At 69.1% G+C, this 14,947-nt stretch carries 13 protein-coding genes; 9 read left to right on the top strand and 4 right to left on the bottom strand.

The window, feature by feature from the left end; genetic code table 11:
• Positions 1-30 precede the first annotated feature (30 nt).
• A complete protein-coding gene (locus ABEA24_RS50555) occupies positions 31-1,377 on the top strand; it encodes a hypothetical protein (RefSeq protein WP_345443295.1) in 1,347 nt (448 codons plus the stop codon).
• Positions 1,378-1,390: 13 nt separating this feature from the next.
• On the top strand, positions 1,391-2,044 hold the full coding sequence (locus ABEA24_RS50550) for a class I SAM-dependent methyltransferase (RefSeq protein WP_345443292.1): 654 nt from the start codon (positions 1,391-1,393) through the stop codon (positions 2,042-2,044).
• A 27-nt stretch (positions 2,045-2,071) separates the two neighbouring features.
• Here the strand turns inward: ABEA24_RS50550 and ABEA24_RS50545 are convergent, their stop codons facing one another.
• A complete protein-coding gene (locus tag ABEA24_RS50545; protein WP_345443289.1) occupies positions 2,072-2,248 on the bottom strand; it encodes a hypothetical protein in 177 nt (58 codons plus the stop codon).
• A 124-nt stretch (positions 2,249-2,372) separates the two neighbouring features.
• Positions 2,373-2,969, bottom strand: coding sequence for a TIGR03086 family metal-binding protein (locus ABEA24_RS50540; RefSeq protein WP_345443287.1), 597 nt, complete (start codon positions 2,967-2,969; stop codon positions 2,373-2,375).
• Positions 2,970-3,039: 70 nt separating this feature from the next.
• On the opposite strand from ABEA24_RS50540, the gene pdxR reads away from it, so the two are divergent.
• From pdxR to ABEA24_RS50525, 3 genes are all read left to right on the top strand, one after another.
• On the top strand, positions 3,040-4,449 hold the full coding sequence (gene pdxR / locus ABEA24_RS50535; RefSeq protein ID WP_345443284.1) for a MocR-like pyridoxine biosynthesis transcription factor PdxR: 1,410 nt from the start codon (positions 3,040-3,042) through the stop codon (positions 4,447-4,449).
• Positions 4,450-4,503: 54 nt separating this feature from the next.
• Complete coding sequence (locus tag ABEA24_RS50530) at positions 4,504-4,710, top strand: ferredoxin (RefSeq protein WP_345443281.1); 207 nt, start codon at positions 4,504-4,506, stop codon at positions 4,708-4,710.
• Positions 4,711-4,780: 70 nt separating this feature from the next.
• On the top strand, positions 4,781-5,527 hold the full coding sequence (locus ABEA24_RS50525) for a class I SAM-dependent methyltransferase (RefSeq protein ID WP_345443488.1): 747 nt from the start codon (positions 4,781-4,783) through the stop codon (positions 5,525-5,527).
• A gap of 9 nt (positions 5,528-5,536) precedes the next feature.
• Here the strand turns inward: ABEA24_RS50525 and ABEA24_RS50520 are convergent, their stop codons facing one another.
• Positions 5,537-5,860 carry a hypothetical protein gene (locus tag ABEA24_RS50520; RefSeq protein WP_345443279.1) on the bottom strand — a complete coding sequence of 108 codons (324 nt, stop codon included), beginning with the start codon at positions 5,858-5,860 and terminating at the stop codon, positions 5,537-5,539.
• 525 nt (positions 5,861-6,385) lie between these two features.
• On the opposite strand from ABEA24_RS50520, the gene ABEA24_RS50515 reads away from it, so the two are divergent.
• Positions 6,386-7,843: an endo-1,4-beta-xylanase gene (locus tag ABEA24_RS50515; RefSeq protein WP_345443276.1), complete on the top strand. Its 1,458-nt coding sequence runs from the start codon at positions 6,386-6,388 to the stop codon at positions 7,841-7,843.
• 20 nt (positions 7,844-7,863) lie between these two features.
• Entirely contained in the window at positions 7,864-9,303 is a 1,440-nt protein-coding gene (locus ABEA24_RS50510; protein WP_345443274.1) for a non-reducing end alpha-L-arabinofuranosidase family hydrolase, read from the top strand.
• A gap of 160 nt (positions 9,304-9,463) precedes the next feature.
• On the opposite strand, the gene ABEA24_RS50505 is transcribed toward ABEA24_RS50510, so the two are convergent.
• The gene (locus ABEA24_RS50505; protein WP_345443267.1) at positions 9,464-11,803 is read right to left on the bottom strand and encodes an alpha-L-fucosidase; all 2,340 of its coding nucleotides are present in this window, start codon (positions 11,801-11,803) and stop codon (positions 9,464-9,466) included.
• A 443-nt stretch (positions 11,804-12,246) separates the two neighbouring features.
• Between ABEA24_RS50505 and ABEA24_RS50500 the strand changes: the two genes are divergently transcribed.
• Both ABEA24_RS50500 and ABEA24_RS50495 read left to right on the top strand, forming a co-directional pair.
• Entirely contained in the window at positions 12,247-12,510 is a 264-nt protein-coding gene (locus ABEA24_RS50500; protein ID WP_345443264.1) for a hypothetical protein, read from the top strand.
• A 393-nt stretch (positions 12,511-12,903) separates the two neighbouring features.
• Positions 12,904-14,787, top strand: coding sequence for an RICIN domain-containing protein (locus ABEA24_RS50495; protein WP_345443261.1), 1,884 nt, complete (start codon positions 12,904-12,906; stop codon positions 14,785-14,787).
• The last annotated feature ends 160 nt before the right edge of the window (positions 14,788-14,947 follow it).

Here is a 14,947-nt window from a genome sequence, read left to right as displayed (position 1 = left end):
GGTCACGACGGCTCTGCGAGGAGATCGCCCATGCGTCTTCGCCGGTTCGCCTGTCTCGTCACCGGCGCCGCCGTAGCCCTCTCGCTCGGCACCGCGCCGCCCGCGGGCGCGACCGCAGTCCCCGACGACCAGCCGCTGCCGCCGTACACCATCAGCAATCCGGCGCTCGCCCCGCTGACGGTCGGCGGCCGGCCGACGACCGTGCGCCAGGGCGTGTTCCACCACGCCGCGTACGACATCGAGGTCCCGCCGAACTGGAACGGCGAGCTGGTCATGTGGGCGCACGGGTACCGCGGCCAGACCACGACGCTGACCGTCGACCCGCCCAACTTCGGGCTGCGCGAGAAGCTGGTCGGCGAGGGCTACGCCTGGGCCGCGTCCTCGTACGCCGACAACGGCTACGACGTACGCACCGGGGTCGTCGGCACGCGTGACCTGGCGGACCTGTTCGGCCGACTCGAGCACCGGCCGAAGCGCACCTACATCACGGGCGTGTCCATGGGCGGCCACGTCATCGGGCGATCGATCGAGCAGTACCCGCACTTCTACTCCGGCGCGCTGCCGATGTGCGGGGTGCTCGGCGACAACCGGCTCTTCGACTTCTTCCTCGACTACAACCTGGTGGCCCAGGACCTGGCCGGCGTACGCGCCTATCCCCCGCCGGCCGACTACCTGACGAACGCCGTGCCCAGGATCCAGCAGGCGCTCGGGCTCGGCGGGCTGAAGCCGGGCGGACCGGACACCACCAACGACCGCGGCAAGCAGCTCCGCGAGATCGTCGTGAACCGCTCGGGCGGACCCCGGCCCGGCGCCGAGGCGGCCTTCCCCCTCTGGAAGGACTTCCTGTTCAGCCTGGGCGCCCCCGCGACCGGCACCGGCCTGGCGCAGAACCCCTCACAGGTCGCCACCAACGCCGGTACGCGCTACACCCCGAACGCTCCGGTGGACGTGAACGCCACCGTGCAGCGGGTGCGCCCCGCCGACCCGGCCGACCGCCACTCCGCGCGCCTCTCCGAGATCCCGCGGATCTTCGGGCTGCCGACCGCCAAGGTCGTCACCCTGCACGGCCTGGGCGACATGTTCGTGCCGTTCTCCATGGAGGAGATCTACGGCTCGGAGGTCGCCCGGACCCACCGGTCGGGCCTGGTGGTACAGCGCGCGATCCGCACCGCGCAGCACTGCGAGTTCTCCCCGGCCGAGGCCGGGCAGGCCTGGGACGACCTGGCCCGCTGGGTGCACGGCGGCCCCCGGCCGGCCGGCGACCCGGTCACCGATCCCGCGCAGGTCGCGCGCCCGGACTTCGGGTGCCGGTTCACCGACCCGACCGGCGCCCCCGCCGGCACCCGCGCGCTCTTCCCCGCCTGCCCGAAGTCCTGAGATGGACACGACGATGAGCGAGGACGGACAGCGCGCGTACGCGCGGCGGTTGGCCGCCGAGTCGATCGCCGAGGGCGACCCCACCGGCTGGTTCGAGCGGCTGTACGCGGCCGCCCAGCGCGGGGAGGCGATCGTGCCCTGGGCCGACCTGGAGCCCAATCCGCTGCTGCGGGGATGGGTGCGGCCGGGCTCCGGCCGCGCCCTGGTCGTCGGCTGTGGGCTGGGCGACGACGCCGAGCACCTGGCCGGGCTGGGCTACGACGTGACCGCGTTCGACGTCGCCGAGAGCGCGGTCGCGCACGCGCGCGACCGGTTCCCCGGCTCCCGCGTGCACTACCGGGCGGCGGATCTGCTCGTCCCGCCGCCGGAGTGGCGGCGGGCGTTCGACCTCGTCGTGGAGAGCTACACGGTCCAGGTGCTCCGCGCGGAGGCGCGCGAGCGCGCCATCGCCAACACCGCCGACCTGGTCGCCCCCGGCGGAACACTCCTCGTCATCGCCCGCGCCCGGGAAGAGGCCGACGACCCCGGCCGGATGCCCTGGCCGCTGACGCGCACCGAGGTCGAGTCGTTCCCCCTGCCCGTCGTACGGATCGAGGACCTGTACGACGACGAGGACCCGCCGGTGCGCCGCTGGCGCGCGGAGTTCCGCAGGGCCGCCGCGGCCTAGGAGCCTTTCCGCAAGCCCTGACCCCGGTCACGGGCCCGGCGAGTCGCCCGTGACCTCCGACAGGATCGTGCGCGCCTCGTCGGGGTAGCTCTCGATCAGCCGCCGGAGCTCCGCGAGGTCCCCGCTCCGGTTGGAGCGTCCCACGGTCGGCAGCGCGAGGACCTTACGGAACTCCTGCAGTGCGCGGGCGAGGTCGTCGTTCATGCGGACTCGCCCGGTGCGGCGCAGCCCAACAGCAAAGAGAACACGAAAAGTAGTCAATCCACTACTGTTCGTATTCGCAAGTCACATCCCGGTCCGTACCTAACGTGTCCCGATCCGGACACCCCTAGGCGGGAGGCCGCCAGTCGGGCGAACGGCCGAGCAGCGCGAGCAGGCGGTCCCGGTCCGGAGTCTCCGAAGAGGCGTCGATCGCCGGCTCGAAGGCCAGCCCCGGGCCGCGGTCGGCCGGCGTGTCCGGCACCTTGAGCGCGATGGCGAGCGACGCGGCGACGAGTTCCTCGTCGGGCCGCCACGCGGCACCGATCGACGCCGCGACGTCCCACGCGTGGACGACGGTGTCGACGAGGTGGAATCCGATGGCGACGGCCGCCGGGAACCGGCCGCCGTCACGGACCTCCGGCAGGCTGAACTTCGCCTCAAGAACGCCCTCCGCGCCGAACGCCTCGTCGACGAGCGCCGCGGATCGCTCGTAGGCGCCGCGCGGGTCGCCGTCGATCCGCCCGTTCCGCCACTGGGACAGGTGCGTCTCCTCCCCCCGTGCGGCGGCGGCGAAGCCCTCGTTCTGGCTGACGATGTGGCGGAGCAGGCCGTACAGCGTCCAGTCCGGGCACGGAGTGGGCACGCTGAGCCGCTCCGGGCGGACCTGGGCGATGATCTCTGCGGCGAACGCCTGGGCACGCCGGTCGAGGTGACGGATGTCCATGACGAATGAGCGTAGGGACCAGGAGAGGCTCAACACCAGTTCCAAAACCGGCCGATAGCATTGGGCCAATATGGAGTTCCACGTCAGCCTCACCGACCGACGAGACCTGGCCGGTCAGATCTACCGGCAGCTCCGGGAGGCGATCCTCGACGGCCGGCTGCGGGTGGGCGAGGCGCTGCCCCCGACCCGGGAGCTGGCCCGGCGGCTCGACGTCGCCCGCAACACGGTGAGTGTCGCCTACGAGCGGTTGACCGCCGAGGGGTTCCTGGAGAGCCGGGTGGGCGCCGGCACCTTCGTCCACGAGGGCGGGCCGGCGTCACGGAGCGCCCCGGCCGAGTCGCCGCTCCGCCCGCGGCCCGTCTGGCGTTCGATCTCCCCCTGGCCCGACTGGCTGGACCAGCGACCGCGGTTCGACTTCCGGGTCGGGCTGCCGGACCACCGGCTGTTCCCGTACGAGGCGTGGCGCCGCCTGACCGCCCGCGAGCTGCGCCGCCCGGCGGAACCGGTGTACGGCGACCCGGCGGGGCATCCGGACCTGCGCGCGGCCGTCGCCCGGTACATCGGCGTCTCCCGCGCCGTCCGCGCCTCCGCGGGCGACATCATCGTCACCAGCGGCATCCAGCAGGCGCTCGACCTCATCGCGCGGGTGCTGCTCGACCCCGGCGACCACGTCGCCGTGGAGGCGCCCGGGTACGCCCCGGCCCGAATGCTGTTCCAGTCCCTGGGCCTGCGCGTCACCGGCGTCCCGGTCGACGCGGAAGGGCTGCGCGTGGACGCCCTCCCCCACGACGCCCGCGCCGTGTACGTCACGCCGTCGCACCAGTTCCCCCTGGGCATGCCGATGTCCCTCGCCCGGCGTACCGCGCTGCTGGCCTGGGCGGACCGGCACGACGCCGCCGTCATCGAGGACGACTACGACAGCGAGTTCCGGTTCGGCGGCCGGCCGATCGAACCACTGCAGAACCTGGACCACAGGGGACGCGTGCTCTACGTCGGCTCGTTCTCCAAGGTGCTGGTGCCGAGGCTGCGGGTGGGGTTCCTCGTGGCGCCGGCCTCGCTGCACGCGGCACTGTGCGCGGCCAAGTACGTCACGGACTGGCACGCGCCGGTTCCGACCCAGGCCGCGCTCGCCCGCTTCATCGACGAGGGGCTGCTCGCCCGGCACGTACGCCGGACGCGGCAGGAGTACGAGCGGCGGCACGAGCTCATCACGACGACGCTCCGCCGGGATTTCGCGGACCGGCTGGAGCTCGTGCCCTCCGCCGCGGGTCTGCACGTGAGCGCCTTCACGGCGGGCGACCCCGCGCCCGTACTCGAACGCGCCCGGTCCGCCGGAGTCGAGGCGCGGACGCTGGCCGAGGTCGCCAAGGACCCGTCGACCGCCCCGGGGATCGCGCTGGGTTACGGCGCCATCCCCACTGACCTGATCGGTGAGGGGCTGCGACGCCTGCGCGTTGCCTGGGACGCCGACCCGGACTAGCGTCTGGACAAGTGTCCACGCGCAGTCGGCCGACGGACCGCACGGGAGGTCCTCATGATGCGGATCGAGGTCGATCGGGACCTGTGCCAGGGCCACGCGATGTGCGAGCTGGAGGCCCCCGACGTCTTCGCGGTGCCGAGAAAGGGCACGGTCGAGCTGCTGACCGAGACTCCCCCGGCCGACCTGCGGCCCGACGTCGAGCGCGCCGTCCGCTACTGCCCCACCCAGGCCCTGCGACTCGTCGAGGACCGACCCTCCTGACCACATATCGAGACAATCCTTCTTACTTGATGAGACACCCCGTATGGTGACACCGGGAGGGGTGATCGTGATGATCAGGGAATGGGACGCCACGGTGTACGACGCGCTGCCACTGCCGCATCTGCGGTGGGGGCGGCGCACTCTGGACCGGCTGGCGCTCACGGGCGATGAGACGGTGCTGGAGGCCGGCTGCGGCACCGGCCGCGACACGGCCGAACTGCTCGACCGGCTCCCCCGGGGGCGTGTCATCGCGGTCGACGGGTCGGCGCGGATGCTCGACCGGCTCCGGTCCAAGCTCGCGGACCGCCTCGACCGGGCCGACGTCGTCCAGGCCGACCTGACGCGGCCGTTGCCGATCACCGAGCCGGCCGACGCCGCGTTCAGCGTGGCGACGTTCCACTGGATCCACGACCACGACGTGCTGTTCGCCAACATCGCGCGGGCGCTGCGGCCCGGCGCGCCGTTCGTCGCCGACTGCGGCGGACGGGGGAACGTCGCGCGGGTGCGGGCCGCGGTGGAGAAGGTGACCGGGGAGACGTCCGAGACGTGGCACTTCGCCGACCCCGAGGAGACGCGGCGACGCCTCGAACGGGCCGGCTTCACGGACGTCCGGGCCGCCCTCGTACCGGACCCGGCCCGCCTCGAACCGGGCGGGCAGTTCGAGACCTACCTCGCCACCGTGGTGCTCGGCGCGCACCTGGACCGGCTGCCGCCCTCCGAGCACCGGGCATTCGTGCGCGCGGTCGCGGCGGAACTGCCCGAGCCGGTGGTCGACTACGTGCGCCTGGAGTTCTCCGCCCGGCGGGCCGGAGGCTGACGGGCCCGGTCAGTCGGACAGGCGGGCGATCTCGCGCATCTTGTTCATCGTGTCGAGGGCTGCGACCTTGTACGACTTCGCCCGGGTGGTGCAGGAGTCCTCGCTGATCAGCGGGCATGCCGACCTGGCGATCCTGAAGTGCCCCAGGTGCCCCAGGTGCCCCAGGCTGGTGTCGGTCGGGATAGTAGATGGTCCCGCCGTTGAAGCCGTTGCCGGGCGGCACGCCGGCCAGGGTCGGGTCCGCACCTCGCTGGTACTGGTTGCGACGACCGCGTCGCCGTTGTCGCCACCGGCGCTCACGCTGATCGAAGCGCCGGACGCGACCTCGGGCACGGTAGGCGGAATGTCATCACTGACGATCCGGACGGTCGATCGAGCTCCTTTCTTCAGCGGGTCGGTCGAAGGTGGTGGTGGGGCGGAGCAAATATGAGCCGGGGAGGTATGTCAAGCGCCCGATGCACATCGTGCGAACGCGACGGGGCTGACTTCGGCTCATCTGGTGTTATCCGCGTAGATACACCTGGCCGGTGAAGCGCCGTCATGAAAGCTTTCATAGGCGATCCACGCTCAGTAAGGGGTCGTCGAAAGTTTTCGACAGCGCACTCGCCCACTGGAATAGGTAGGTGACGTAGGCAGACCACGATGAGCATCCGAAATATTTTCGAAAGTCTTGACACGTTTTCCGGGCGTTACTCACACTGAGTCCCCGAGGCGGTTGGGCGTGCCAGGCGTGGCAAGGCCCACCATCTGGCGACGCCTTGGTGGTGTGCGTTCCCGGCGATGGGACGCGGCGTCGATTCCGCGGGGGTGTCCCCGCGTTTCCGACATTTCCCGTGCTTCAGTAATGGAGGCTCAGGAGTGAGCACCAAAGAAAGACCCTCGCCCGGAATCCGGCGATCCGTCGGCCGCTTCCGTCGGGCTCTGGTCGCCCTCGCCCTCGGCGTCGCCGGGGCGACGACCGTTGCGCTGGCGGTGGCGGTTCCTTCGAATGCCGCGGCGAGTACGCTCGGCGCGGCTGCCGCGCAGAGCGGGCGGTACTTCGGCACTGCCATCTCCGCGGGCAAGCTCGGCGACTCGGCGTACACCACGATCGCGGGCCGTGAGTTCACCATGGTGACGCCCGAGAACGAGATGAAGATCGACGCCACCGAGCCGCAGCAGGGCCGGTTCAACTTCACCGCCGGCGACCAGGTCTACAACTGGGCGGTGCAGCACGGAATGCAGGTCCGCGGCCACACCCTGGCCTGGCACTCCCAGCAGCCGGGCTGGATGCAGAGCCTGAGCGGGAGCGCGCTGCGCCAGGCGATGATCAATCACATCAATGGCGTGATGGCCCACTACAAGGGCAAGCTCGCGTACTGGGACGTGGTGAACGAGGCCTTCGCCGACGGCGGCTCCGGGGGCCGGCGCGATTCCAACCTGCAGCGGACCGGCAACGACTGGATCGAGGTGGCCTTCCGTACCGCACGGGCGGCCGACCCGAACGTCAAGCTCTGCTACAACGACTACAACATCGAGGACTGGAGCGCCGCCAAGACCCAGGGTGTCTACACCATGGTCAAGGACTTCAAGTCCCGCGGCGTCCCGATCGACTGCGTCGGCTTCCAGTCTCACTTCAACAGCGGCGACCCCTACAAGAGCAACTTCCGCACCACCTTGCAGAACTTCGCCGCCCTGGGCGTCGACGTGGCCATCACCGAGCTGGACATCCAGGGCGCCTCGGCCACGACCTACGCCAACGTGACCAACGACTGCCTGGCCGTCTCGCGTTGCGTCGGCTTCACGGTCTGGGGCGTACGGGACAGCGACTCCTGGCGGTCCGGCGACACCCCGCTCCTCTTCGACGGCAACGGCAACAAGAAACCTGCCTACACCTCTGTTCTGGGCGCCCTCAACGCCGGGTCATCCTCCACGCCGACTCCCACGCCGCCCGACGGCAGCGGACAGATCAAGGGCGTCGCCTCCGGCCGCTGCCTGGACGTGCCCAACGCCAGCACGACCGATGGCATCCAGGTGCAGCTGTGGGACTGCAACGGCAACAGCAACCAGCAGTGGATCTACACCTCCGCCAACGAGCTCAAGGTCTACGGCGACAAGTGCCTGGACGCCGCCGGCACCGGCAACGGCGTCAAGGTACAGATCTACTCCTGCCACGGCGGCGACAACCAGAAATGGCGCGTCAACTCCGACGGAACCATCGTCGGCGTCCAATCCGGACTGTGCCTGGACGCCTCTGGCCAGGGCACCGGCAACGGCACCCAGATCCAGCTGTACTCCTGCTGGGGTGGCAGCAACCAGCAGTGGTCCCGCAGTTGACCCGGGAGGAGGAGGTTCCCATGTACAGAGCACGTATCAGTAAGGGGCGCCGCGCGCTGACGGCGGCGCTGGTCATGGTGGCCGCGGGCGCGGTCGCCCTCGCAGTCACCCTGGTGGCCGACCCGGCTCGGGCCGACGTCACCGGTGCCCTGCGCGGCGTCGGTGCCGGCCGGTGTCTGGATGTGCCGGGCCAGAGCCAGACCGACGGTACCTTCCTGCAGATCTATGACTGCTGGGGCGGCGCGAACCAGCAGTGGACCTCGACCTCCAGCGGCCAGCTGACCGTGTACGGCAGCAAGTGCCTGGATGTGCCGAACCACGCGACCGCCGCCGGTACCCGGGTGGAGATCTGGACCTGCAACGGTGGTGCCAACCAGCAGTGGCGCGTGAACTCCGACGGCACGGTGGTCGGCGTGGAGTCCGGGCTGTGCCTGGACGTCACGGGCGCCGGTACGGCCAACGGCACCGCGGTGGATATCTGGACGTGCAACGGCGGTTCCGGCCAGAAGTGGACCGGCCTGTCGGGCACGACCCCGACGCCGACCCCGACCGGCACGTGCTCTCTTCCGTCGACGTACCACTGGACGTCAACGAATCAGTTGGCGACGCCGCAGCACGGGTGGGTCTCGCTCAAGGACTTCAGCAACGTCGTCTACAACGGCAAGCACCTGGTCTATGCGTCGAACGTGTCGGGATCGTCGTACGGTTCGATGGCCTTCAGTCCCTTCACGAACTGGTCTGACATGGCTTCGGCCGGCCAGACCGGGATGAGTCAGGCCACGGTGGCGCCTACGCTGTTCTACTTCGCGCCCAAGAACATCTGGGTCCTGGCGTACCAGTGGGGTGCGTGGCCCTTCATCTACCGGACGTCGAGCGACCCCACCAACCCCAACGGCTGGTCCTCGCCGCAGGCGCTGTTCACCGGCAGCATCTCGGGCTCCGGCACCGGCCCGATCGACCAGACTCTGATCGGTGACGGTTCGAACATGTACCTGTTCTTCGCCGGTGACAACGGCAAGATCTATCGGGCGAGCATGCCGATCGGGAACTTCCCGGGTAGCTTCGGCTCGTCGTACACGACGGTGATGAGCGACTCGACGGCCAACCTGTTCGAGGCGGTTCAGGTCTACAAGGTCCAGGGTCAGAACCAGTACCTGATGATCGTTGAGGCGATGGGGGCGAATGGGCGGTACTTCCGCTCGTTCACGGCCTCCAGCCTGAGCGGTTCGTGGACCCCGCAGGCCGGCAGCGAAAGCAACCCGTTCGCGGGCAAGGCCAACAGCGGGGCCACCTGGACCAACGACATCAGCCATGGTGACCTGGTCCGCAGCAACCCTGACCAGACCATGACCATCGATCCCTGCAACCTGCAGCTCCTCTACCAGGGCAAGTCCCCCAGCGCCAGCGGCCCCTACGACCAACTGCCGTGGCGTCCGGGTCTGCTGACGCTGCAGCGCTAGCCTGCGTGATCCACGGTGATCGCGAGCTGGTGGCCGCCGGCGTGTAGGTGAGCCGCGTGCCCCTCCCGCAACGGAACCGACGGTGTCGAGTCGACCAGGTTCCCGCGTGGGAGGGGCACCTTTGCAGAGCGTGCGGCACGGCCCCCCTGCGTGCCTCCGTTCAGAGGGCGAGGATCTGCCAGTCCTGGTTGGCGCCGCCGGTCGTGGGCCACTGAATGACGTTGGCGCCGTCGGCGGTGGAGGCGTTGGCGACGTCGGCGCACCAGCCGTTGCGGACGTTGACGATCCGGTAGTAGCCACTCGTGGTCGAGGGGACGAGCTTCCACCACTGGTTGTCGCCGCCGTTGTCGGTCCACTGGTCGAGGTTCGCGCCCTGGGTGGAGCCGCCGGGGCTCTCCAGGACCTTGCCGCTTCGGACGTTGACGAGCCGGTAGGAGCCGTCGGCGTTCGGCACCAGCTTCCACTGCTGGTTGGTGCCGCCGTTCCAGGGCCATTGGATGATCGTGGCGCCGTCGGCGGTGGAACCGTTGGCGACGTCCATCACTTTGCCGCTGTTGCGGTTGACCAGCTTGTAGGTACCCAGCTCCGCGGTGAAGGGCCGGTCGTAGATCTCCAGGTTGCGGATGGACGCCCACACACCGGCCGGGAGCCCGGTGACGGTGACGCGCACGTACCGTGCCTGGGCGCTGAAGAGGGCGACCTGAACCTGGCTGGTGCTGGTGGTGGCGGTCAGGTCGGCCAGCGTGGTCCAGGTGGTGTTGTCCGTTGAGCCCTCGATCTTGTAGCGGTAGTTCGTGCTGTCCTTCTCCCAGGCGATGCGGGCGCCGGTCAGGGAGCGGGCCGAGCCGAGGTCGACCTTGAGCCAGTGGCCGGTGTTGCCGTCGTTCGCGGACCAGCGGGTGGAGGTGGCCCCGTCCACGGCGTTGGCGGCGTAGTTGCCCTTGGAGCTCTCCACGCTGTCGGCCGACGCCGTCTTGCCGGCGGCGATGTCGGCCGGCTGCACGCTCCGGTCGAGCGTGACCCCGACGACGCTGTCCTCGGGGTGGGTGGTGCGGTCGATGCCGGTGATCGTGACCCGGCCGTCGCCGCCGACGGTGTACGAAAGGCTGTTTCCCGAGCGTACGTCGAACACGCGGGTGACCTGGGCGTCGCCGACCGGCGGGGTGGTGAAGCCGGTGCCGCTGTAGCCGGGCAGCAGGTGGATGTAGAAGGTGTTGTCCTTGTACGTGTACCCGTACTGGCCGTCCACCGGGTTCCATGGGCCGCCGCGGGTGCCGTAGATCGACTGGCCGCAGGCGGTCATGAAGGTGCCGATTCGCCGCAGCAGGTTGGCCTGGGCGTCGGAGACGGTGCCGTGCCGGTCGGGGCCGACGTTGACCATCGCGGTCATGTTCCGCACCCAGCAGTTGACCAGGATGTTCATGGCGGTGCCGTAGCTCATGACGGTGGCGCTGGAGTTGTAGCCCCAGGTGCCGCAGACGGTGAAGACCTTCTCGACGAGCTTGCCGGTGCGGATCGTCCCGGTGGGTACCGAACCGCCCTCGTCGCTGGCGTAGTCGCCCATCCAGCCGGAGCGGGAGGTGGCCACGATGTCCGGCTGATGCTTGCGCACCATGCCCATCAGCCCCAGCGGGTTGCCCGCCGCGTCGGTCTCGCCGTACGTGGAGTCCACCGGCCACTGATTGGTGGGGGCGCGGTACTGGCCGGGCTCCCAGAAGAACGCGCCGTCGGCGTCGCTGCCCTGCTCGGCGATCCAGCCGCCGTCCCACCACAGGTCGTCGATCACACCGTACCGGGTGACCAGTTCCTTGACGGACTCGTACACCTCGGTCTTCATGATCCGCGCGTTCTCCTTGTGCGCCGGATCGGTGGTGTAGTTCCAGGGGTTCGGGGCGCAGTTGGTGCCATAGACGTCGTAGTAGCCGGGGTAGCGCCAGTTGATCGGCGAGTAGTACAGACCGACCTTCAGCCCGGCCGTCCGCACGGCGGCGACGTAGTCCTTGACGAAGTCGCGGTTCAGGGGCGCCTGGCCGGAGTTCCAGCTGTTGGGGTGGTTGAGCGGCCACAGCGCGAACCCGTCGTGGTGACGCGTGGTCAGCGTCACGTACTTCGCCCCGAAGTCCTTGGCCAACTGCGCCCAGGCCGCCGGGTCGTAGGCATCCGCCGTGAACTGCTCACTGGTGGCGTCGGTGACGTACTTCCGGTAGTCGCTCGGCGTGATCGGAGCGTTGTGCATCCACCACTCGCCCTTCGCCGGGCCCGCGTACACACCCCAGTGGATGAACATGCCCAACTTGGCGTCCTGCAGCCACTGGATCTTGGAATCCGGCTGCTGCTCGACGCCCATGTCGGTCTTCGGGATCCGCAAGGGAGGAAGCGGCAAGGGGTCGGTCGTCCCGGCGTACGCGGGCGTCGCCACCGCGACGGGGTCGACCGCGGCGGCCACCGTGATGACCGCCATGCCGACGAGAACCGATCTTCGGGAGATGGATTCCGGCAACGTGGTTCCTCCTGTTCGATTGTCGGAAGCCGCCCGGAGCCGGCGACCCTCGACTAGGCGGCAGGGCGACTCGGCAGGTGGTGCCGCGAGCCCATGGGAGCCCTGCTTCCCGTCCCTCTCCGCCTCAGAGACATTGGATGGATTAACCAACACCGGCGTTGCGTCTGTCTAGACTTGTGACCCATTTTCCTCCAGAAAGTCGGCTAGCGCCCGATGAAGCGGCCCTAGCGTTGCAGCACGACATGGGATGTCTCTGTGGAAGATGTCAGCGCTCCGAGTTCAAGACCGGAACGGTTCGAAGCGTTGACGAGGCCCCCGTCGCGCCTTACCGTGCTCCACAGAAACGAACACCTTCCGACATTTTTCGAAGTCCCCAGGTGGATCCCGCCCCCCGGCCCAACGCCGACCCTGCCTCTCCGCCGCGCTTTCCATGAAGGAACGCCATGCTCCGCCGTGCCGGTTTGATCCTGTCGGCCGTACTCATGGGCGTGCTCGGGCTGCTGCCCACCGGTGCGCCCGCGCAGGCCGCTTCCGTCACCGTGACCAACGCGACTCAGTTCACCGACACCACCGGCGCCGTGGTCCACGCCCACGGCGGCGGCGTGATCAAGGTTGGTTCGTACTACTACTGGTTCGGCGAGAACCGCAATGCCGACAACTCCTTCAAGTACGTCTCGGTCTACCGGTCGACCGACCTGAAGACCTGAGAGTGGCGCAACAACGTCCTCACCAGAACAGCGCCGCCGAGCTGGCGTCTGCCAACATCGAGCGGCCGAAGGTCATCTACAACAGCACCACTGGCAAGTACGTGATGTGGATGCACAAGGAATCGGCCACCGACTACACCCAGGCCCGGGTCGCCGTCGCGGTCTCGGACACGGTCGACGGCCACTACACCTACCTGCGCAGCTTCCGGCCCCTGGGCATCACCTCGCGGTCCCGCCGGCCTTACAAGGCGGCGGCGCTGACGGCGCGAACGCCTGGCAGCGGTTCCGGCACATTCCGCCGGCCGCCCGCCGCCCAGCCCATCCGACCAGCGCTCGCCCCCGACTCCCGGGCGTCCGAACGCCCGGGCTCCACCCGACCACTGGGAAAGCCGCATGCACTCGCCACATGTGTTCTCAGGATTCCGAACCGACAGCCGGCCCGAACGCCCCGCACGTTATGGCGGCCGCAGGCACCGGGCCCTGTCCGCCATCGCCGTCCTGCTGGCCTCGCTGACGGGCATCCTCCTGCCCGCCGGTCGGTCGCACGCCGCCGACACCAGCATCACCGTCGACTTCGCCACCGCCGGAGGCGCCCCCACTTACCACGCCTCGGGCATGATCTACGGGATGACCCCGGACGGGGCGCTGCCGCAGGACCACTTCTTCAAGGACATCAGGTGGCACTTCATGCGGGCCGGAGGCGCACAGCTGAACAGCGGCGGCTACGCCACCAGCCTCGCGGACTACCAGACCCGCTGGAACGCCACCCTCGCCCAGTACAAGCGCACCGTCGCCCTCGGGGGCACGTTCGTGCTGCTGCCGCACGACCTGTGGGGCGCCGACGGCACCACCAGTCAGGGCTGGCCCGGCGACAACGGCAACTGGACGCTGTTCGACAACTTCGTCACCCAGCTCATCAATGACGTCAAAGCAAACAACATGACGGTCGAGTGGGATCTGTGGAACGAGCCCGACGGCAGTGGCTTCTGGGGCGCCTCGCAGGCGCAGTACCTGCAAATGTGGTCGCGCTTCTACGCCCGTGTCCGGGCGGCGTTCCCCGGCCAGTTCATCGTCGGCCCGAGCATGGCGGGCCAGCCCACCTCCTCCAACACCTGGTGGACGACCTATCTGAACTACGTCAAGGCGAACAACGTCGCCCCGGACATCTACAGCTGGCACGACGAACCCGCCGATCCCGTCCCGGGCGCTGCCAGCGCCAACTCCACCCTTTCCGCAGCGGGTCTGTCGAACACCCGTCCGTACCAGATCAACGAGTACGCCGCGCTGTCCCAGCAGAACCCCGGCGGCGGTGCATGGTACATCGGCCGCCTCGAACGCGCCGGCGCCGACGGCCTGCGCGGCAACTGGGCATCGGGCACCAACCTGCACGACGACGAAGCGAACCTGCTCACCAAGATCGGCAGCCAGTACCTGCCGCTCGGCGAGTGGTTCATGTACCGCTACTACGGCTCACAGACCGGCAACATCGTCAACCTCATCCCGGGCACCGGCACCGACGGGCTGGCCACCAAGGACAACACCGCGGGCAACGCCAAGATCCTGCTCGGCAGCAACGGCAACACCGGCAACGTCACCGTCAACCTCACCGGCCTGAACACCACCTCGGTCGTCGCGAACGGCCAGGTCCGCGCCGTCGTCCAGCGCATCCCCTACAACAACGGCGCCGCCGTCACCGGCCCCACCACCATCTCCGACACCACCCTCGCGGTCACCAACAACGCCGCATCCGTCAGCATCCCGTTCAGCAACGCCAAGGACGGCTACACCGTCACCTTGCTCCCGCCGTCCAACACCACGATCTCCACAGTCGCCGTGAGCGAGAACAGCGGCCTGTGCCTGGACGACACCAACCTCAGCACCGCCAACCTCACCCAATACCAGCAGTACTACTGCGAGGGCGGCTACCAGCAGATGTTCGATCTCAAGCCGGTCACCGGCCGGGCGAACACCTACACGGTGGTCGATGAGCTCAGCGGCAAGTGCCTGGACGTCAAGGACGCATCCACCGCCGACGGCGCCGCCGTCATCCAGTACACCTGCAACGGCGCAACCAACCAGATGTTCACCCTCAACCCCGTCAGCGCGCTCGGCAACAGCCAGGACTACCAGCTGGTCGCCGTCCACAGCGGCAAATGCGTCGACGTCTCCGACGTCTCCACCGCGCCCCGAGCACTGATCCACCAGTGGACCTGCGACCCGGCGAGCGCCCTCAGCACCAAGAAGAACCAGATCTGGCGGCTGCAGGGCAAGGCCTGACCACCAAGCTCCGAGGCCGCCCGGCGCTTGGTCGGGACTGTCTGAAAGATCGTGGGCGGGCTGGTGATCCGGCAGGCTGGAGCTGACGCTCTGGCCGGAAAGGATCACTGTGACCGACGCTGAAGAAACCAACGAGCAGGTGCCGGCGGCCGGCCTGGAT

Origin of the sequence: Actinoallomurus vinaceus, from assembly GCF_039542055.1 — a bacterium.
In the GTDB taxonomy this organism is placed as follows: Bacteria; Actinomycetota; Actinomycetes; order Streptosporangiales; family Streptosporangiaceae; genus Actinoallomurus; species Actinoallomurus vinaceus.
Note: the sequence above shows the minus strand (reverse complement) of the source record. Positions and strands in the feature narration are given on the sequence as shown.